This is a genomic window from Streptomyces sp. NPDC104371 (assembly GCF_055583785.1).
Genome location: NZ_JBVJNF010000005.1, coordinates 411,030 through 429,898 on the forward strand (window position 1 = coordinate 411,030; position 18,869 = coordinate 429,898).

Annotated in this window: 14 protein-coding genes and 2 riboswitches; of the genes, 8 read left to right on the forward strand and 6 right to left on the reverse strand. The window is 72.2% G+C overall.

The window, feature by feature from the left end:
• Positions 1-44 precede the first annotated feature (44 nt).
• Together ACZ60T_RS18865 and ACZ60T_RS18870 are read right to left on the reverse strand one after the other, a co-directional pair.
• Entirely contained in the window at positions 45-695 is a 651-nt protein-coding gene (locus ACZ60T_RS18865; protein WP_365623266.1) for a histidine phosphatase family protein, read from the reverse strand.
• An 87-nt stretch (positions 696-782) separates the two neighbouring features.
• Positions 783-1,991 (reverse strand): pyridoxal phosphate-dependent aminotransferase, encoded by a 1,209-nt coding sequence (locus tag ACZ60T_RS18870; RefSeq protein ID WP_365623264.1) that lies wholly within the window; start codon positions 1,989-1,991, stop codon positions 783-785.
• 85 nt (positions 1,992-2,076) lie between these two features.
• Here ACZ60T_RS18870 and ACZ60T_RS18875 point away from each other — a divergent pair, with 85 nt between their 5' ends.
• On the forward strand, positions 2,077-2,709 hold the full coding sequence (locus tag ACZ60T_RS18875; RefSeq protein WP_469666898.1) for a winged helix-turn-helix transcriptional regulator: 633 nt from the start codon (positions 2,077-2,079) through the stop codon (positions 2,707-2,709).
• A 95-nt stretch (positions 2,710-2,804) separates the two neighbouring features.
• On the opposite strand, the gene ACZ60T_RS18880 is transcribed toward ACZ60T_RS18875, so the two are convergent.
• Genes ACZ60T_RS18880 through ACZ60T_RS18890 form a run of 3 tightly spaced genes read right to left on the reverse strand, consistent with a single transcriptional unit; the run spans position 2,805 to position 6,414 of the window.
• Positions 2,805-3,608 (reverse strand): hypothetical protein, encoded by an 804-nt coding sequence (locus tag ACZ60T_RS18880; protein WP_469666899.1) that lies wholly within the window; start codon positions 3,606-3,608, stop codon positions 2,805-2,807.
• Positions 3,608-4,873: a VWA domain-containing protein gene (locus tag ACZ60T_RS18885; RefSeq protein WP_365623259.1), complete on the reverse strand. Its 1,266-nt coding sequence runs from the start codon at positions 4,871-4,873 to the stop codon at positions 3,608-3,610. Before ACZ60T_RS18885 ends, ACZ60T_RS18880 begins: the two co-directional genes overlap by 1 nt.
• A gap of 32 nt (positions 4,874-4,905) precedes the next feature.
• Entirely contained in the window at positions 4,906-6,414 is a 1,509-nt protein-coding gene (locus ACZ60T_RS18890; protein WP_469666900.1) for an IucA/IucC family protein, read from the reverse strand.
• A 102-nt stretch (positions 6,415-6,516) separates the two neighbouring features.
• On the opposite strand from ACZ60T_RS18890, the gene ACZ60T_RS18895 reads away from it, so the two are divergent.
• From ACZ60T_RS18895 to ACZ60T_RS18905, 3 genes are all read left to right on the forward strand, one after another.
• Entirely contained in the window at positions 6,517-8,007 is a 1,491-nt protein-coding gene (locus ACZ60T_RS18895; RefSeq protein ID WP_469666901.1) for an IucA/IucC family protein, read from the forward strand.
• Between the two features lie 77 nt (positions 8,008-8,084).
• The gene (locus ACZ60T_RS18900) at positions 8,085-8,885 is read left to right on the forward strand and encodes a MerR family transcriptional regulator (RefSeq protein ID WP_469666902.1); all 801 of its coding nucleotides are present in this window, start codon (positions 8,085-8,087) and stop codon (positions 8,883-8,885) included.
• Positions 8,882-10,096: a glycosyltransferase gene (locus tag ACZ60T_RS18905; RefSeq protein ID WP_469666903.1), complete on the forward strand. Its 1,215-nt coding sequence runs from the start codon at positions 8,882-8,884 to the stop codon at positions 10,094-10,096. Before ACZ60T_RS18900 ends, ACZ60T_RS18905 begins: the two co-directional genes overlap by 4 nt.
• A 148-nt stretch (positions 10,097-10,244) precedes the next feature.
• Here the strand turns inward: ACZ60T_RS18905 and ACZ60T_RS18910 are convergent, their stop codons facing one another.
• On the reverse strand, positions 10,245-11,657 hold the full coding sequence (locus tag ACZ60T_RS18910) for a prenyltransferase/squalene oxidase repeat-containing protein (RefSeq protein WP_469666904.1): 1,413 nt from the start codon (positions 11,655-11,657) through the stop codon (positions 10,245-10,247).
• 122 nt (positions 11,658-11,779) lie between these two features.
• Positions 11,780-11,853: riboswitch (cobalamin riboswitch) on the reverse strand.
• Between the two features lie 88 nt (positions 11,854-11,941).
• Positions 11,942-12,091, forward strand: a riboswitch (cobalamin riboswitch).
• A 124-nt stretch (positions 12,092-12,215) separates the two neighbouring features.
• On the opposite strand from ACZ60T_RS18910, the gene ACZ60T_RS18915 reads away from it, so the two are divergent.
• The 4 genes from ACZ60T_RS18915 to ACZ60T_RS18930 are packed head-to-tail and all read left to right on the forward strand — an operon-like array spanning position 12,216 to position 18,827.
• Complete coding sequence (locus ACZ60T_RS18915) at positions 12,216-15,023, forward strand: prenyltransferase/squalene oxidase repeat-containing protein (RefSeq protein WP_469666974.1); 2,808 nt, start codon at positions 12,216-12,218, stop codon at positions 15,021-15,023.
• Complete coding sequence (locus ACZ60T_RS18920; RefSeq protein ID WP_469666905.1) at positions 15,020-15,982, forward strand: hypothetical protein; 963 nt, start codon at positions 15,020-15,022, stop codon at positions 15,980-15,982. The genes ACZ60T_RS18915 and ACZ60T_RS18920 overlap by 4 nt, the downstream gene beginning before the upstream one ends.
• A gap of 5 nt (positions 15,983-15,987) precedes the next feature.
• The gene (locus ACZ60T_RS18925) at positions 15,988-17,187 is read left to right on the forward strand and encodes an energy-coupling factor transporter transmembrane component T (RefSeq protein WP_469666906.1); all 1,200 of its coding nucleotides are present in this window, start codon (positions 15,988-15,990) and stop codon (positions 17,185-17,187) included.
• Positions 17,184-18,827, forward strand: coding sequence for an ABC transporter ATP-binding protein (locus tag ACZ60T_RS18930; protein WP_469666907.1), 1,644 nt, complete (start codon positions 17,184-17,186; stop codon positions 18,825-18,827). Before ACZ60T_RS18925 ends, ACZ60T_RS18930 begins: the two co-directional genes overlap by 4 nt.
• The last annotated feature ends 42 nt before the right edge of the window (positions 18,828-18,869 follow it).

Below are 18,869 nucleotides of genomic sequence, written 5' to 3' on the forward strand. Positions count from 1 at the left end.
GGGGGCGTACTCCTTCCCGCGGGGCCGACGCGCGCGTGCGCCGGTCAGGGCCGGTCGGGCCCCGCTTCCCCCGCGGAGAGGGACCCATGGGAACAGTAGGCGTCGGGTCTGACATTCCACCCCGCCACCACATGGCGCCGATGCTCCGTGCTCAACCGGCTCATCGTCCCCGTGGAGAGCTGGAACAGCGCCCCGGCCGACACGGGCAGCCCGAGCCGACGCGCGGCCAGGACCCGCAGGAAGTGCCCGTGCGAGACGACGACCACGCTGCCCTCCGACTCCGCGAGCGCCGCGTCGATCTTGGCGAGCATGCGTTCGGCCCGGCCCCCGACCTCGTCCGGGCTCTCCCCGGGCTGCTCGGGCGGACCGGGCGCCACGCCGTCGGTGAACAGGAACCAGTCGGGCCGGGTGCGATGGATCTCGACGGTCGTGATCCCCTCGTACCCGCCGTAGTCCCACTCGGACAGATCCGCGTCGACGCGCGCCCCGCCCACCCCGGCCAGCCGCGCCGTCTCCTGCGCCCGCCGCATCGGGCTGACGAACGCCGTCGCGATGTGGTGCCGGGCGATCAGCGGGGCCAGCCGACGCGCCTGCTCGCGACCGTTGTCGGTGAGCGGGACGTCGGTCCGTCCGGTGTGCCGCCCGGAGAGCGACCACTCGGTCTCACCGTGCCGTACGAGAAGAAGGTCACCCATGGCCGCACCCTTTCGCTTCCTGTGTACGGTGACACCTTCTCAGGCCCCGCGCACCGTCGATTGCGCCGGTCGGCACAGGGCCCGCGGCTACTGCCGGTACCCGCTCAGGAAGCGGCCGATCCTGCTGATCGCCGTGTCCAGGACGTCGGCGTGCGGGAGGGTGAGGATGCGGAAGTGGTCGGGGGAGGGCCAGTTGAAGCCCGTGCCCTGGACCACCTGGATCTTCTCGCGCAGCAACAGGTCCAGGACGAACCGCTCGTCGTCATGGATCTTGTGGATCTCGGGGTCGAGGCGCGGGAACGCGTAGAGCGCGCCCTTCGGCTTCACACAGCTCACACCGGGGATCTCGTTCAGCTTCTCCCAGGCGCGGTCGCGCTGTTCGCGCAGTCGGCCACCGGGCGCCGTCAGGTCGTCGATGGACTGACGGCCGCCGAGCGCGGCCTGAATGGCGTACTGGGCAGGGGCGTTGGCGCACAGCCGCATGGAGGCCAGCATCGACAGGCCCTCCAGATAGCTGCGGGCGTGCTGCCTGGGGCCCGACACCACCAGCCAGCCGGAGCGGAAGCCCGCCACCCGGTAGGACTTCGAGAGGCCGCAGAAGGTGAGGACCACCAGGTCGGGGGCGAGCGCGGCGGCCGTGTGGTGCACGGCGTCGTCGTACAGGATCTGGTCGTAGATCTCGTCCGCGAAGACCATGAGCCCGTGGCGGCGGGCGAGGTCGAGGATGCCCTCCAGGACCTCCTTCGGATAGACCGCGCCCGTGGGGTTGTTCGGGTTGATGATGACGACGGCCTTGGTCCGGTCCGTGATCTTCGCCGCCATGTCGGCCAAGTCCGGGTACCAGTCGGCCTGTTCGTCGCACAGGTAGTGCACCGCCTTGCCGCCCGCCAGCGTCGTCACCGCGGTCCACAGGGGGAAGTCCGGCGCGGGGATGAGGATTTCGTCGCCGTCCTCCACCAGCGCCTGTACGGCCATCGAGACCAGCTCGGAGACGCCGTTGCCGAGGTAGACGTCGTCGACGTCGACCTCCAGGCCCCGCTCCTGGTAGCGCTGGGCCACGGCGCGCCGGGCCGAGAGGATGCCGCGCGAGTCCGTGTATCCGTGCGCCCGCGGCAGCATCCGGATCATGTCCTGGAGGATGCCCTCCGGCGCCTCGAAGCCGAAGAGCGCGGGGTTGCCGGTGTTCAGGCGCAGCACGCTGTGCCCGGCCTCCTCCAGCGCGTTGGCCTGCTCGATCACCGGGCCGCGGATCTCGTAACAGACCTCACTGAGCTTGTTCGACTGCCGGAACTCCATGAGCCGCTTCCCTCCCGGTGACTGGTTCCTTGGTTTTACCAAGTGACCGCTTGGAAAGTCCAACCTACCCTTTACACTGCGTCGTATGTCACCTCGCCGAAGCTACGACCAGTACTGCTCCACGGCTCGGGCCCTCGACGCCGTGGGTGACCGCTGGACGCTCCTGATCGTCCGTGAACTCCTTGCCGGTCCACGCCGCTACACCGACCTGCACGCGGATCTGCCCGGCGTCAGCACGGACGTTCTGGCATCCCGGCTGAAGGACATGGAGCGCGACGGCCTGACCACGCGGCGCCGACTGCCACCGCCGGGGGCCGCCTTCGTCTACGAACTCTCCGCGCGTGGGCGGGAGTTGCTCCCCGTGCTGCAAGCGCTCGATGCCTGGGGCGCACCTCTGCTCGCCGAGCGTCGGCCCACGGACGCGGTGCGCGCCCACTGGTTCGCCCTGCCGCTGCTGCGTTCGGTGGAGGGGGAGGGGGAGGGGCTGGTCGAAGTCCGCCTGGAAGAAGGCCTGTTCCATCTCTGGCTGGGCGGCGGGGACGGGCCGGTCTACGGCAACGGAGCCGCGCCCAGCAATCCGGACGCGTGCCTCACGCTGGATGCCGACACGTGTACGGCCCTGGGACAAGGGGAGGTGACGCTCCGTCAGGTCATACAGGACGGGCGCGTCCAGGTGTCGGGGGACGGCGCGCTCGCCAAGGCGCTGCGCGGGGAGTGAGCCCCGCCGTCCCTCGAGAAGAGACCCGCCGTATGCGAAGAGGCCCGCCGCACCCCATGGGGCGCGGCGGGCCTCCACCCGTGTCGTTCCGGGGCTCAGACCCCCGGCGGCACCCGCGACGGTCGGCCCGAGCCGCGCGTCAGCGCATAGCCGCCGATCCCGGCGAGCGCCGCGAGCACGGCGCCGATCCCGGTCCACACCCAGCGGTCCGACCACCAGCCGGAGGTCCAGCCACCGTCCGGCTTCAGCGAGGACAGCGTGGGCTTGTCCTCGTCCGAGGACTCCTGCGCGGTGAGCGCGATGCCGGGCACCAGCGGCTGGGACAGCGAACCGTCCACCGCCGCCGCGCCGCCGATCTCCTTGGAGTCCGCACGGACTTCGGCGTTCACCGGCTTGCCGAGGTCGCCCGTGCCCAGCGTCACCACGGTCAGCCGGATGTAGTACGTCCCCGGCAGCGGGTCGTTGGCCCACGGTTCCGACCAGGCGCGGACCGTGCGCAGCGTGCAGGCCAGGTCCACGGAGGTCGCGTCCTGGGCGGCCGTCCGGGTCTGCATCCCGTACTGGCACGCCTGGCGGCGCCGCAGCCCGTCGTACACGTCGAGCTGCCAGGTCTGCGTCCCGCTGCGGGCCGAGGAGGGCAGCTTGACCGTGGCCTTCACGGTGGGCCGCTGCCCGGCGTCCGCGGGGAACGACCAGTACAGGTAGTCGCCCGTCGAGGCGTTCGCCGTGGCCTGCTGCCCCTGCTCGATCTCCGTCGCGTTACGGAACGACGTACCCGCCGAGGTGGGCGCCGCGCTGTCGTCGGACGGGCTCGCGGAGGGCGAGGCGTCGGCGACGGCCGGGGCCGCGGCGGCCCCCAGCAGGAGGAGCGCGGTGGTCAACATTGTTCTGATACGCATCAGTTGGTCCTCCAGACCGCGAACCGCCAGCGCGACAGCCAGCCCCACAGCAGACCCGCGAGGAAGCCGATCAGTACGAGCGTGCCGAGCAGCCACCAGCCGCGCCCGAGGCCGAAGGAGGCCACGTCGCTCGCCTGGTCCGGACCGTCGACGACGTCGACCGTCAGCTCCAGCGGCAACCCGGGCGTGGTCTTCACACCGGCCGCGGGGGAGAAGGAGTTGGCGACCTGGAGGCACACCGTCTCGGCGGGCGCGTCCTCTTCGTCGCTCTCGGCCTTCGGGTAGCGCAGACCCGTCGACAGGACGTCCGTGCGGCCCGAGCCCGTGGCCTCACCGCGGACGATCTCGCGTCCGTGCACGGTGAACGCCCGCAGCGAGACGCCGTAGTCGGGGCCGATCTGCCGGTCGTCGGCGACACTCACCGACGCGCGCAGTTCCTGACCGGGCTTCACATCCACGCGGTAGAAGCGGTGCTGGCCGAACTCCTCACGGTCCGTGTACAGACCGGACTTCAGCGCGGGGGCGGCCTCACACCGGTCGGTGCCGTCCACGGCGACCGGCGTCACGACCTTCTCCGTCGTTCGGTCCACCAACTGGTTGACCTTGCCGGAGAGTTCCTCCTTGTGGCGCACCGAGGTGTACGTGCCACCGGTCGCCTCGGCGATGCAGCTCAACTGCCGGTTCATCTTGGCGTTCGGGACGAGTCCCAGCGTGTCGATGGTCAGCCCGATGCCCTTGGCCGCGATCTCGCGGGCCACCTCGCACGGGTCCAGCGGGCCGCAGGTGTCCTCGCCGTCGCTGATGAGGACGATACGGCGCACACCGTTGCCGCCGTCGAGATCGTCCGCCGCCTTCAGCAGGGCGGGGCCGATCGGCGTCCAGCCGGTGGGCTGAAGGGTCCCCACGGCCGTCTTGGCCTGGTCCCGGTTCAGCGGCCCGACCGGGTAGAGCTGTGCGGTGTCCTTGCAGCCCGTTCTGCGGTCGTCTCCCGGGTAGTTGGCGCCCAGCGTCCGGATGCCGAGCCGCACCTCTTCGGGGGTGGCGTCCACCACCTCGTTGAAGGCCTGCTTCGCCGCGTCCATGCGCGAGCCACCGTCGATGTCCCGGGTGCGCATCGAACCGCTGACATCGAGGACGAGATCGACCTTGGGCGCGTCCTGGGCCGTCGTCTCGTCGGCGACGGCGCCGGCCGGGACGGCTATCCCGGCCGCCAGGGCGGCGAGCAGAGCACAGACTCCGACCGCCAGCCGTTTTCTTGTGATCATCAACGGATCCTATTGACCCGAGGGGGTGCGCTTCAAAACGACGAGACGGCCAGTGGGTTCGGCAGGCGCGTCCACAGGTCCCCGGTTCGCCCCGGCGACAGCCGCATCAGCGTCAACGCCTTGGTGGGCACCGGACCTTCGCACAGCGCGGACAGATCAGGCGTCGACGGCAGATCCCGGACGGCGTCGCGCAGCGCCGTCCGCAAGGCGGTCCCCGACCCCGCCGTCGACGCCAGCGCGCCCGCCACCAGCGACCCGAACAGCTTGCGCCGCAAGGCGGTTTCGTCGTCCGTGACGATCCGCCCCGCCAACTCCGGTGCCTTGACGCCATGACAGGCCAGCCGGGCCGGGCTCACCCGGATGTCGGCGAGATCGCGGTAGACCAGCCGCAGCGGAGCACCCGTGGACGAGAGCACCACCAGGAGGTTCTGGCCGTGCGCCTCCAGGGCGACCCCCAGGTCCAGCAACCGCAGACCGGCGGTGAGCGCCAGGCGCGTGAACCGGGCCAGCCAAGCAGGGGACGCGGGCAGGCCCGTGAGCGGCAGAGCGGCCACCGGGACGACCCGTTCACCGGCCGCCGTGTCCGCGTACGTCTCGGGTGACTCCCTCACCAGCGCGGCGAGATCGGGGGAGTGGGCGCTGATCGCTCCCAGAGTGCGGGTGACGACCAGCAGGCCGTCCGTGCGCGCGGCCATCGTCTCCATGAAGCCGGACACCGCCGCCGCCATCTCGACCGAGGCGACCGAGATGTCCCGCACCGAGGACGTCAGCCGTGCGCTGAGCGCGGTCTTCACATGCGGCCCGCACGCGGGCAGCGCCAGCGTGCGCAAGGACATCAACGGATGGGCCAACGGGCCTTCCTCGGGCGTCACTTGGAGTACATGCCGCGACTGCCAGGGGTGGACCGGGACCATCACCCGCCCGTCCCGCCGCAGCCATGCGGGCCAGGTGCCCCGTACGAGAGCGTCGTCCACGGGAACCAGGCCGAGGCGCACCCGCGCCCGGTGCTCGGGACCGTACGCGAGCTGCTCGGCCACCGAGAAGCCCGGCCGGGAACGGCAGTTGGGGTGGTACGGATGCCCGTCGACCAGCCGCTGCTCCCACTCCCGGCTCGACACCGGCTCGGGCGCCTCCGAAGGCTGAGCGGCCCGGGAGAGCGCCAACGAGGCGGTGCTGTGGTCGAGTTCGACGGCGAACGCCACACCGTGCGGGACCGCGAGGGCCCGGACCAGCGCGGCCGGACGGTCGTACGCGCGCCCGTCCAGCCGTACCTCACCGACGTACGCGGTGGTCGCGTACGGGTCCACGGGCGGGCCGTCCAGACGGCGCCCGTCGGTCAGATGCAGGACGAGCCCGTCGCGCACCGCCTCCCGTCGCGCGATCCACGGCAGCGGCTCATGGGCGAGCGCCCGCCACAGCCGGGTGAGCACGGCGCTCCGGGCGCCGGGCAGCCCGGCCGCGTACGACGCCGACAGATCGGGCCGCACTGTGTGCAGCTCGTCGGCCAGCTCGGCCTCGGCGCGGACAGAGGGGGCATGCACAGTCGGGCTCCTCGGGGCTCGCGTACCGCATCGTGGGGACGGACCACGACAGACATACTGAACGCCAGTGCACCATACGGACGAACGGATCACAGGGACCCCATGCAGCCCATGCAGCCCAGGGACAACGCCCCCGACCGTGCCGACACCCACGCGATGGCGCCGCTGCTCAACTGTCTGCTCCGGGAGGCCGCGGAACCCGCGGGCGAGGCGGGCGTCCACCGGCTGCGGGCCAGTGGCCGGCTGCTGCGGGTACGCGGCGGACGTCGCCCCGGTGACCCCGAACTGCACGCCGACGGTGCCTGGCGGCCCCTCACCCACCCGGAACTGGTCAAACTCACGGTCGAGGAGTTGCGCGAGGCCACCGGCGTCTCCAACCCCGAACTGCCCGGCGAGATGATCGACAGCCGGGACGCGGTGGCCGCGATCCTGGCCGCCCGCGCTCACGCGACGGCGCCGAAGGACCCGTACACGCGCTCCGAGCAGTCCCTGGTCACCGGGCACCCCTACCACCCCGCGCCCAAGGCGCGCGGGGGCGGACCCGTCGCGAGCTGGCTGCCCTACGCGCCGGAGGCGTACGCCCGCTTCCCGCTCGTCCTGCTGGGGGTACGGGAGGACACGGTCGTCGAGGAGGGCGACACCACGGCGCTCGACGCGCTCGGCACGGCCCCGCACGGCTACCGGCTGCTGCCCGCGCACCCCTGGCAGCTCGACCTGGTCGCCGCCCGCCCCGAGATCCGCGAGGCGTTCGAGGACGGGCGGCTGATCCGACTTGGCTCCACCCCGCGCCCCGTACGGCCGACCGCCGCGATCCGCACCGTGTACGCCCCCGACCGCGACCTCTTCCTCAAGTTCAGCCTGGACGTGCGGATCACCAACGACATCCGCCGACTGTGGCGCCACGACCTGCGCCGGTTGTGCCATGTCAACACCGCAGCGGTGTCCGCGTTCGCGGCGATCGAGGGCCCGGCGGCCTGGCTGAGCGACCGCGGCTACCGCACCGCCGACCACGCCTTCGAGGAACTGGCCGTCCTCGTCCGTGACGGCCTGCGCCCGCATCTGCTGCCGGGCACCACCCCGCTGCTGGCCGCCGCCCTCGCCGAAGGCTTCGAGGGCAGCCCGCTCGACACGCTCACCGACCCGGCCCCGTGGTGGACGGCCTATCTGCGCCAGGTCGTCCCCCCGGCCCTGGAGGCGTTCCACCGCCACGGCGTCGTCCTGGAAGCCCACCTTCAGAACACCCTCGTCGCGGTGGACACCACCGGGCTGCCCGTCCAGACACTGTTCCGGGACGCGGAAGGCGTGAAGCTCCTGACCGACGTGGACCGGGAGGCGGGCTGGGAACGGCTCGTCTACTGCCTGATCGTCAACAACCTCACCGAACTGGCCGCCCGGCTCTCGCACCACCACCCCGACTGGGACCCCTGGCCCGCCGCCCGCACGGAACTCGCCCGCCACGCCGTCCCCGAGATCCCCGCCCTGCTCACCTCGCCCACCCTCCCCGGCAAGACCAACCTCCTGCTGCGCTGGACCGGCGCGGACGGCGCCGACGCGCGCTATCTGCCGCTGCCGAACCCCCTGGCCGACCACTGAACCGCCCGGTCCACGGCGCGAGTTGACCCTCCCCTTACGTCAGGCTCGATGCTGGACGCCGACGAAAGGGCAGGTGGATGAGCTACTCCGTAGGGCAGGTCTCCGCGTTCGCCGGGGTGACGGTCCGTACGCTGCACCACTACGACAAGGCGGGACTGCTCTCGCCCAGCGAACGCAGCCACGCGGGCTACCGCCTCTACAGCGACGCCGACCTGGCCCGGCTCCAGCAGATCCTCTTCTACCGCGAACTCGGCTTCCCTCTCGAGGAGATAGCCGCCATCCTCAAGGACCCCCAGGCCAACGCCCTGAAGCAACTCAAGGCCCGGCAAAGGCAGTTGAGCGACGAGATCGCAAGGCTCCAGCAACTGGCGGAGGTGGCGGAACGCGCCATCGAGGTCGCGCAGACCGGGGTGTCCCTGACGCCTCAGGAACGCTTCGAGGTCTTCGGTGAGATCAGACTCGATCTGAGCTACGCCACCCAGGCGGAGTTCAAGTGGGCCGACTCACCAGGACATCAGGAGTCGATGGCACGCGCGGCCGCCCACACCAAGGAGGACTGGCGGCGGCTCATGGGGGAGGCCGCCGCCTGGCGCGCCGAACTGCTCGCGGCCTTCGACGACGGGCAACCCGACGACGGCGAACGGGCCATGGACCTCGCCGAAGAGCACCGCCTGCACATCTCCCGCTGGTTCACCTCCTGCCCGCCCGACATGCACCGTCGCATCGCGGACGACTTCGCCGCCGACCCGCGCGCCTTCGCCCTGGTCGTACCGCCGTCCCAGCAACGTCCCGGCCTGGCCGCCTACTTGCGCAAGGCGGTCCACGCCAACGCGGCCCGCCGCACCGGCGGCCGTACCGCCTCCGAGGAGGACCGATGAGGATCCTGATCGCCGCGGCCGGATCACGCGGCGACGTCGCGCCCTACACGGGCCTGGGCGCGGAGCTGCGCCGGGCCGGGCACGAGGTCGCCCTCGCCACCACGGACTCCTTCGCGCCGCTCGTACGGGACGCCGGACTGGAGTTCCGCCCGCTGCCCGGCGACACACGCGCGGGCGGTGATGTCACGAGCAAGCGTGAACTGATGTGCACCGCCGCCGCGTTCGTCACCGAACTGGGCCAGGGGTTCGCCGATGTGGTGGACAAGGGGACCGATCTGCTCCTGCTGTCGGCCACCACGGCCCCGCTCGGCTGGCACCTCGCCGAGGCCACCGGCCTGCCGAGCCTCGGCGTGTACCTCACCCCGAACGCGCCGACCGGCGACTTCCCGCCCATCGTCACCAGTCCCCGCTCGCTGGGCCGCCTCGGCAACCGGGCCACCGGACGCTTCGCGCTGCGCATGGCCGACCGCGTCTTCGAGCAGGCGGTCGCCACGCTGCGCGAGCGCCTCCAGTTGCCCCCGCTCTCCCCGTCCGCGATGCGCCGCCGCCAGGAACAGGCCGACTGGCCCGTCCTGCACGGCTTCAGTACGGCGCTGGTGCCGCGCCCTGCGGACTGGCGCACCGGCCTGGACGTGGTGGGCAACTGGTGGCCCCATCTCGACGCCGCCGAACGGCTGCCCGACGAACTGGAGGACTTCCTGCGCGAAGGACCCCGGCCCGTCCTCATCGGCTTCGGGAGCATGGCGGCCGGGGAGGGGGAGCGGCTGAGCGAGCTGGCCGTACGGGCGCTACGGCGCGCCGGGCTGCGCGGCATCCTCCAGACAGGCAGCGCCGGGCTCGCGGCCGACGGCGACACCGTCCTCACCGTCGGGGACGTACCGCACACGCTGCTCTTCCCGCGCCTGGCCGCCGTCGTGCACCACGCCGGGGCCGGAACGTCGGCCGCCGCGGTGCGCGCCGGGGTGCCCTCGGTGACCGTACCCGTGACCGCCGATCAGCCCTTCTGGGCAGGGCGGTTGGCCACCCTCGGCGCGGGCACCGCCCCGATCCCCTTCCACGACCTCACCGTTGAACGCCTCGCCGACGCACTCGACCAAGTCATCACACAGCAGGGCTACACACGAGCCGCCGTGCGAGCCGCGCGGCACATGGCGACCGAGGACGGAACAGGGCGCGTGGTCAAGGCAGTCGAGGAGCTGTTCAGGGGGTGACGTCCTGCCTGCCCGGGAAGGGAGTGCACCGGCCCGACCGGGGACCGGGCCGGTGCACCGTGTGCGTCACGGCCGCTTGCGGAAGGGGAGTTGAGGTGTGACGTAGGCGACCCGTCCGGTGGGGCAGGTCACCTGCCGTCGTGGGTGGTCAGGCGCCCCAGCGCAGGGCGATCGTGTCGCCGACGGCGATGCTCTTGTCGCGGGCGGCCGTCGCGAACGACGAGCCGTCGACGCTCACCTTCCAGGTGTTCGAGCCGCTGTTGGCCTTCCCGTTGAGGGAGGTGAGCTGACCGCTGCCGGACGAGGGCGTCACCGCGCTGACGCAGCCGGAAGGAGTGGCCCCGGCGGTGGCCGCGTCGAGGACGGCGCCGAGCGTGGTCGTGGTGCCGGTCGGGGTGAGGGCGACGGAGCACACCTTCAGGTTCCCGGAGCCGTCGTCGACGCTCAGCGCGAGGGAGGTCGCGGTGCCGGAGGTCAGCGTGGACTGGGCGACCCACTGCGGTGCGCCGGACGTGACGGGCGCGGGCGGGGTCGCGGTGAAGCCGCCGCCCGCGACCGCGCGGAGGCCGTCGATCGAGGCGTACGCCTGCGGGGCTGTGTCACTGGGCAGGTACTTGAAGCCGCCGCCGGGGTTGAACTGCTGGCTGATGAGGAAGTCGACCGGGGTCTTGCCCTTGGAGGTGAGGAAGTCACCGGTCTGGGCGTTGATGCCGCAGGCGTTGAGACCGGAGACGGCCCAGCCGTTGGAGTCGGTGTTGACGCCGAACATGGCGTTGAAGGCACCCGAGGTGGCGACCAGCTTGCCCTTGAGGAACGCCTTGGCCTGCGCGACATCGGGGTCCGTGTTCGGGACGCCCGAGACACACAGCGCGGCCATCGCCGCGCCGGTCATGTCGACATCGCTCGCGGCGGCGAGCTGGTCGGGGTTGCCCTCGGCCTTGCCGAAGTTCCACCCGCCGTCGTCGTGCTGGTTGGCCCGGATCCGGTTGATCACGGCGTCGCGCAGCGCCTGGGGTATGCGTACCTGCCCGGAGGTGGTCCTGGCGCCGTTCAGGGCGAGGGCGGCGAAGACGGTGCCGTTGAAGTTGCCGGAGGGGCCGAAGTAGCCGGGCTCGCCGGTCTGCCAGTAGCGGTAGATGTCGGCGACGAGGTTGCGGGAGGCGGAGACGCGGGACGGGTCGATACCGGCCGCGTAGGCGTTGAGCGTGGCGCGTTCGTAGTCGGTGACGACGGGGGACGAGGACGGCCAGGCGCTGGTGGCGAGCAGGTCTCTGTACACCGTCCGCGCGTTCTTGCTCGCGTCACCGCCGGGCGTGACATCCACCGCCGCGGTACCGGCCGCGGCGAACGCGCTGAACGCCCACTCGTTGGACAGGCCCGATCCGGCGTACGAACCATCCGCCCCCTGAAGGGACTTGAGATAGGTCACACCGTTCGTCTTCGATGTGGCGATCTGGGCCGGGGTGGCGGTCGCCGCCGCGGGCAGGGTGGTCAGGGCGAACGCGCCGAGGGCGGCGACAGCGGTGAACACGGCGCGGCGGCCGAGGGCGGAACGGGACATGGCGTGCTCCAGGGGTAGAGGGACGCCGACCCGGCCCGACGGGTCCCCCTGACGGGTGCACACGGCGGGTGTGGCCGCCGTCCGAGACGCGTGGACCGACTTCCAACAAGCCTGTGCCGCTTGGGCATTCGGGCTCGGAAACGGTCGCCCGCCCCATACCGCTGCGCGTCAGCTCCGGACTCTCACCGGATTCCCCCACTCGGCAGGGCGGGACTGTACCCGAGGCACGCGAGCCCCGCTACAGCCCGCCTCACGCTGTGCTCGCGTGCCGCGACGCACTGTCTTGACGGTCTCTCCGGACGCGTGTTCCAATTCGCCTGATACGCAATGCAGTTCCAGGGGAAGCCGGTCGAAGTCCGGCGCTGACCCGCAGCCGTAGGCCCGATCCTGATCGGGCGAGCCGGAATACCTGGAGCGTGTTCCAAGCAACAGACGCCGTCGCGGACTACGGCGTGGTGCGACCCGCTCGGCTGCGCGGCTCTCCGCCTCCGCGCCGGGCATCTGCCACGCGATCGTTCCCCGCCTCGGCCACACAGCGAGGGAGCCGTTGTGGGAACCATGGGGCGCACGGACATACCGACACCGAGACGGTCGGGGGCGGTGGCAGCCGCGCTGACCGCGCCGGCCCTCCTGGCCGCCTCCTGCTTCGCGTTCCTCTCGGTCGCCCCGCCCGCCGCCGCCGCGCCGGTCGGCGACTGCACCGCCACCAAGGGCGCCGTCGTGGCCGTCGACTTCGGCCCGTTCGGCGGCAAGGTCGAACGGGGCTGCGACACCAGCCCCACCACCGGCTACGAACTCCTCCACGACGGCGGCTTCACCACCACCGGGACCCAGCACGACGGCCCCGGCTTCATCTGCCGCATCGGCAACGCGTCCTTCAACTCCGGTACGGAGTACCCGACTCAGGACAAGGAAGACTGCGTCCTCACCCCGTCCGCGACCGCCTACTGGTCGTACTGGGTCGCCTCACCGGGCCAGGACGACTGGTCGTACAGCCAGTACGGCGCGATGAACCGCAAGCTCAAGGACGGCGACGTCGACGCCTGGGTGTACGGCGGCACCGACATCGGGGGCACCAGCGGCAAGCCCACCTTCAGCCCCGACGACGTACGCGCGGGCGGCACCACGACCCCTGAACCGAGCACCGGACCCACCGGAGCGCCCGGAGGCGTCGATCTGGCCGCGGCCGCCACCTGGCTCAAGGGCCGCCTGACCGACGGGGAACGCGTCGTCGACGACGGCGCCGAGACCCCGAACTACCTGCTGACCGTCGAGACGGCCTACGCCCTCGCCGCCGCCGAGGGCAAGAGCGACACCCTCGACAAGGTCACCTCCTTCCTCGCCCAGCATGTCGACGACTACACCGCCCCGAACGGCAAGGACCAGACGCCCGACACGGCAGCCGCCGCCCGCCTCGCCCTGCTCGCCGAGTCGACCGAGGCTGACCCGAAGGACTTCGGCGGGCGCGACCTGATCGCCGACCTGAGCGGGAACGTGTGCCCGGCGGCTGCCCCCGCCGACGGTTGCACCGCGAAGGGCGACTTCCGCGGCATCGGCTACGCCGACGAACAGGCCCGCGCCGTACTGGCGTTGATACGCGCCGAGGAGAAGCCGCCGACCGAGGCGGTGGACCGGCTGACCCAGGTGCAGTGCAAGGACGGCGGCGTCACCAGCATCCTCATCACGCCCGGTGAGTACTGCGACGGCGACCCCGCCACCACCGGCCTCGTCGCCCTCGCCCTGCACCGGGCGGGCGGCCACGACGACGCCGTCACCAAGGCCCTCGGCTACCTGACCAAGAGCCAGCAGGACGACGGTGCCTTCCCCGGCTACACCGGATCCACCACCGGCGACGTGATCGCCACCTCGTACGCGGCCCAGACCCTGCGCGCGCTCGGCGAGACCGACCGCGCGGAGGCCGCCGAAGGATGGCTCTCGCGCGCCCAACTCAAGGACGGTGGCTTCGGGTTCGACCAGGACGCCGTCGACTCCACCCTCTACGCCACCCCCATGGCCGTCCTCGCGGGCGCCCGCACGGACCTCGCCACGCTCACCACCGAGAAGCCCGAGCCGACCGACCCGCCGTCGACCGGTGACCCCAGCACCGGCCCGACCACCCCGCCGTCCACCGACGGCCCGAGCACCGGGCCGACCAGCGAGCCGACGCGGGGCGAGGGACCCGACCTGAAGAAGGGCGTCGCCTACCTCACCGCGGCCGACCAGCTCAAGCAGGGCCGGTACTACCCGACCGAGGCCGGCTCCGTACGCGCCGACTTCGGCCTCACCATCGACGGCGCCTACGCCCTCGCGGCCACCGGCCTGAACAACAACAAGCTGCGCGGCATCGTCGACTTCCTCGACAAGGGCGGCAAGGACGGCGAGGGCCGCACCGTCAACGACTGGACCAACGTCGGCACCAAGTACGCCGCCGGAGGCTCGATCGGCAAGACCGCGCTGCTCGCCGAGGCGGTGGACCGCGACCCGCGCGACTTCGCCGGGCACGACCTGATCGCCGCGCTCGACAAGGCCGTGTGCGCCGCGCCGAGCGAGGCCCCGGACCGCTCCTGCGCGGCCAAGGGCGCCTACACCTACGCCCCGTCCGTCTTCTCGCAGGCCCTCGGCGTCATGGCCCAACTGCGCGCCGGGGACAAGGACAACGCCCAGGATCCGATCGCGTACCTGGAGAGCCTCCAGAACGACAACGGCGCCTGGCCGAGCCTGATCCCGCCGACCGGGGACTCCGACGTCGACTCCACCGCCATGGCCGCGATGGCCCTCGACCTCGCGGGCGGCGACACGGCCGACAAGGCGGTCGACAAGGCGCTGAAGTGGCTCGCCGCCCAGCAGTACGACGACGGTGGCTTTCCCGGCGCGTCGGGCAACTCCGTCAACTCGGCCGCGCTCGCCGTGCAGGGCCTGTCCCTGGACAAGTCGACGTACCAGGACGAGATCTCGGCGGCCCTGAAGTTCCTCGCCGCGCAGCAGAACACCGACGGCGGCTTCAACGTCGCCGTGGAAGGCCAGCGCGGCTCCAACCTCCGCGCCTCCGCCCAGGCCGTGGGCGGCGCCACCGGCATCTCCTTCGGCACACTGGAGCGCAGCCTCGACGGCACGTCGGCGCAGCCCACGCCCACCGACGACGGCGATGACGACGGTGACGGCGCGCCCGAGATCGTCACGCCCGGGGACACCGATGAGGGGGGCGGCGGGAACGTCGTGGACGCCACCGGCGGTGACAGCGGCGTCCTCGCCTCAACCGGCGTCCAGGTAGGCGCACTTGCCGCACTGGCCGTCCTCATGAGCGCCGCCGGCTGGCGCACCGTCGTCGTCGCCCGGCGCCGCGTCGCCGCGGGAGAGCGACGATGAGGACCCGGCGCCTCACGGGTGCCCTGGCCCGGCTGGCGGTCGCGCTCGGCCTGACCACCGCCGGGCTCGGCGCCAGCGCCGGGCAGGCGGTGGCCGACCCACAGGCCATGGGCCGCTGCACGACCACCTCCGGGGTGGTGCTCGCCGTGGACTTCAGCCACTGGGGCGGGCCCATCTACCGCTCCTGCGGCACCACCCCGACCACGGGCTACGAGCTGCTCAACCAGGGCGGTTGGCGCACCACCGGCACCGGGCACGACGGCCCGGCGTTCATCTGCCGTATCGGATACAGCGGTTACCTGGGCGGCAAGCAGTTCCCGACGGCCGCCCAGGACGACTGTGTGCTCACGCCACCCGCCTCGGCCTACTGGTCGTACTGGCACGCCGACCCCGGCGCCAGTAACTGGGAGTACAGCCAACTCGGCGCCATGCTCTACAAGCCGAAGCCCGGCAGCGTCGACCTGTGGATCTTCGGCGGCACCAACCTCGAAGGCACGAAGGGCCGCCCCAAGGTCACCCCCGACCAACTGCGCGCCCACAACACCCAGCCGAGCGGCGGCGGCAAGCCCGCCTCCACCGCGAAGGCGCCCAAGCTGCCGCCGAACGTGAACACCGGCCCGGCACCGGAGCGTCACGTCACGAAGAAGCCCTCGGCCGCGGCGAAGCAGCCGACCACGTCGAAGCAGCCGAAGCCGTCCGCGAAGCCGAAGACGTCCGAGAAGCCGGAACCGAGCACGAGTCCGTCCTCGTCCGCCCCGGCATCACCCAGCCCGCAGGACACGGCGAGCGCGACCGCGTCGTCCGCGACCGGCACGCGGACGCGGGTCCTTGACGCCGCTCCGAAGGCCGACGCCCCACACGACACGGGATCCGTCCTGCCCGTCGTCGCGGGTGGCGGGCTCGTCGCGTTGATCGCAGGCGCGGCCGTGTACTCCGCGCGCCGCAGACCGCACGAGTGACGCCCATGGCCCGCACCTCCCTGGCGGCGGAAGCCGAGCGGTCCGGCCCCGCGCCGGACCGCGGCGGCCGTCGCCTGCCCCGCACCCTGCATCCGCTCGCCTGGTGGATCTGGGCGCTCGCGCTCGCCACCGCGGTCAGCCGCACCAACAACCCGCTGCTGCTGTTCCTCGTCCTGGCCGTCCTCGGCTACGTCGTCACCGCCCGCCGTACGCAGGCACCTTGGGCCCGCGGCTTCAAGTACTACCTGTACCTGGCACTGACGGTCGTGGCGATCCGGGTCGCCTTCCGCGCCGTGTTCGCCACCGGCATCACCCCCCACGACCACTTCCTGTTCTCCCTGCCGCACATCCCCACCCCCGACTGGTACGCGGGCATCCAGATCGGCGGCCCCGTCTCGCTGGAAGCGGTCCTGTCCTCCGCCACGGACGGACTCCGCCTGGCCTGCATGCTGTGCTGCATCGGTGCCGCCAACACCCTCGCCAACCCGAAGCGGGCCCTGCGGGTCCTGCCGGGCGCCCTGTACGAGCTGGGCGTGGCGGTCACCGTCGCCATCAGCGTGGCCCCGCAGCTCGTCCAGAGCGTCCAACGAGTGGCACGCGCACGGAAGTTGAGAGCCGAACGCGCCCGGGGGATACGGGCGCTGCGCGGCATCGTGGTGCCGGTTCTCGAGGACGCGCTGGAGCGCTCCCTGCGCCTGGCCGCCGCCATGGACTCCCGTGGCTACGGACGCGCCGGTACCGCCACCCGCCGCTCCCGCCGGATCACGGGCGCGCTGATGCTGCTGGGCATGTGCGGGCTGTGCGCCGGTGCGTACGGGCTCCTCGACGCGACCGCGCCCGCCTTCCTGGGGTTCCCCGCGATGGCGGTGGGTGCCGCGCTGTGCGTCGCCGGGCTGCGGCTCGGTGGGCGCCGCGTCACCCGTACCACGTACCGGCCCGACCCGTGGCGCGTGCCCGAGTGGACGGTCGCGGGCAGCGGAGTGCTCTCCGCCGTCCTGCTGTTCACCCACCTCGGGTACGACGCGGCCCAGCTCAACCCCACCTTCTATCCGCTGACTTGGCCCGACCTCCCGCTGGTGCCGACCCTCGCGATCCTGCTCGCCGGAACCGCGGGCTTCCTGGCCCCGCCACCGACCGCGCCACACCGAACCGCACGGCAGCACACCGACCCACAACGCACCGACCCGAAAGCCGACACCGCGTGATCACCTTCGACCAGGTCACCATCGAGTACGACGACGCGCCCGGCCCGGCTCTGCGCGACATCGACCTCACGGTCGAGGAAGGCGAACTCTGCCTCGTCGTCGGCCACACGGGGGTCGGCAAGTCCACACTGCTCGGTGCCGTCAACGGCCTCGTACCGCACTTCACCGGCGGCACCCTGTACGGCAGGGTCACCGTCGACGGCCGCGACACCGCTCACCATCCGCCCCGTGAACTCGCCGACGTCGTAGGCGTGGTGGGCCAGGACCCGCTCGACGGCTTCGTCACGGACACCGTGGAGGAGGAACTCGCCTACGCCATGGAGCAGTTGGCGATCCCGCCCGCCACCATGCGCAAGCGCGTCGAAGAGACCCTCGACCTGCTGGGCCTGGCCGATCTGCGCCACCGCGCCCTGCATCAACTCTCCGGCGGCCAGCAGCAACGCGTCGCCATCGGCTCCGTCCTCACCGCCCACCCTCGTGTCCTCGTCCTCGACGAGCCGACCTCCGCGCTCGACCCGACCGCGGCCGAGGAGGTGCTCGCCGCCGTCACCCGGCTCGTCCACGACCTCGGCGTCACCGTACTGATGGCCGAACACCGCCTGGAGCGCGTCGTCCAGTACGCCGACCGCGTCCTCCACCTGCCCGGCGACGGCCACGTACGCATCGGTCCGTCCGCCGACATCCTCCGTACGTCCACGATCGCGCCGCCCATCGTCGAACTGGGGCGCGCCGCGGGCTGGGACCCGCTGCCGCTGTCCATCCGCGACGCCCGCAGAGCCGCGGCCCCGCTGCGCACCCGGCTGGCCGGACACACCCCGGCACCCGTGCGGCCCGCGGCGGAGCAGGACCGCCCCGAACTGCTCACCGCCCGCAAGGTGACCGTCGCCTACCAGGGCGTCCCGGCCGTCCGCGAGGTCGATCTCGCGTTGCGCGCGGGGGAGGTGACCGCCCTCATGGGACGCAACGGCTCGGGCAAGTCGTCCTTGCTGTGGGCGTTGCAGGGCACCGGACCCCGCCACTCCGGCACGGTCGCCGTCGCGGACGGCGCCACGACGGAGGATCCCCACACACAGTCCGCCGCGCGCGCCCGGCAACTCGTCGGCCTGGTGCCCCAAACCCCGGCGGATCTCCTGTACTTGGAGAGCGTCGAGCAGGAACTCACCCAGGCGGACAGCGAATCCGCCACGGGGGAGCGCGCGCGGGCGGTCCTCGACCGGCTCGCGCCGGACATCGACGGTGCCACCCACCCCCGCGACCTGTCCGAGGGCCAGAAGCTCGCCCTGGTCCTCGCCATCCAGCTCACCGCCGCGCCGAAGGTCCTGCTCCTGGACGAGCCGACCCGCGGCCTCGACTACCGGGCCAAGGCCCAACTGATCGATGTGATCGACGCGTTGGCCGCCGAAGGACGGGCCGTGGTCGTCTCCACCCACGATGTCGAGTTCGCCGCGCGCGCGGCCGACCGCGTCGTGGTCATGGCCGAGGGCGACATCGTCGCCGACGGGCCCACCGCCGACGTCATCGTCGCCTCCCCGGTCTTCGCGCCCCAGACGGCGAAGATCCTGGCGCCCCTGCCGTTCCTCACCGTCGACCAGGTCACCACCGCGCTCGACGCCCCCGGTCAGCAGGAGGCACGGCCGTGACACCGTCGAACAGACCGACCGCGTCCGCCATCCGGCTCACGC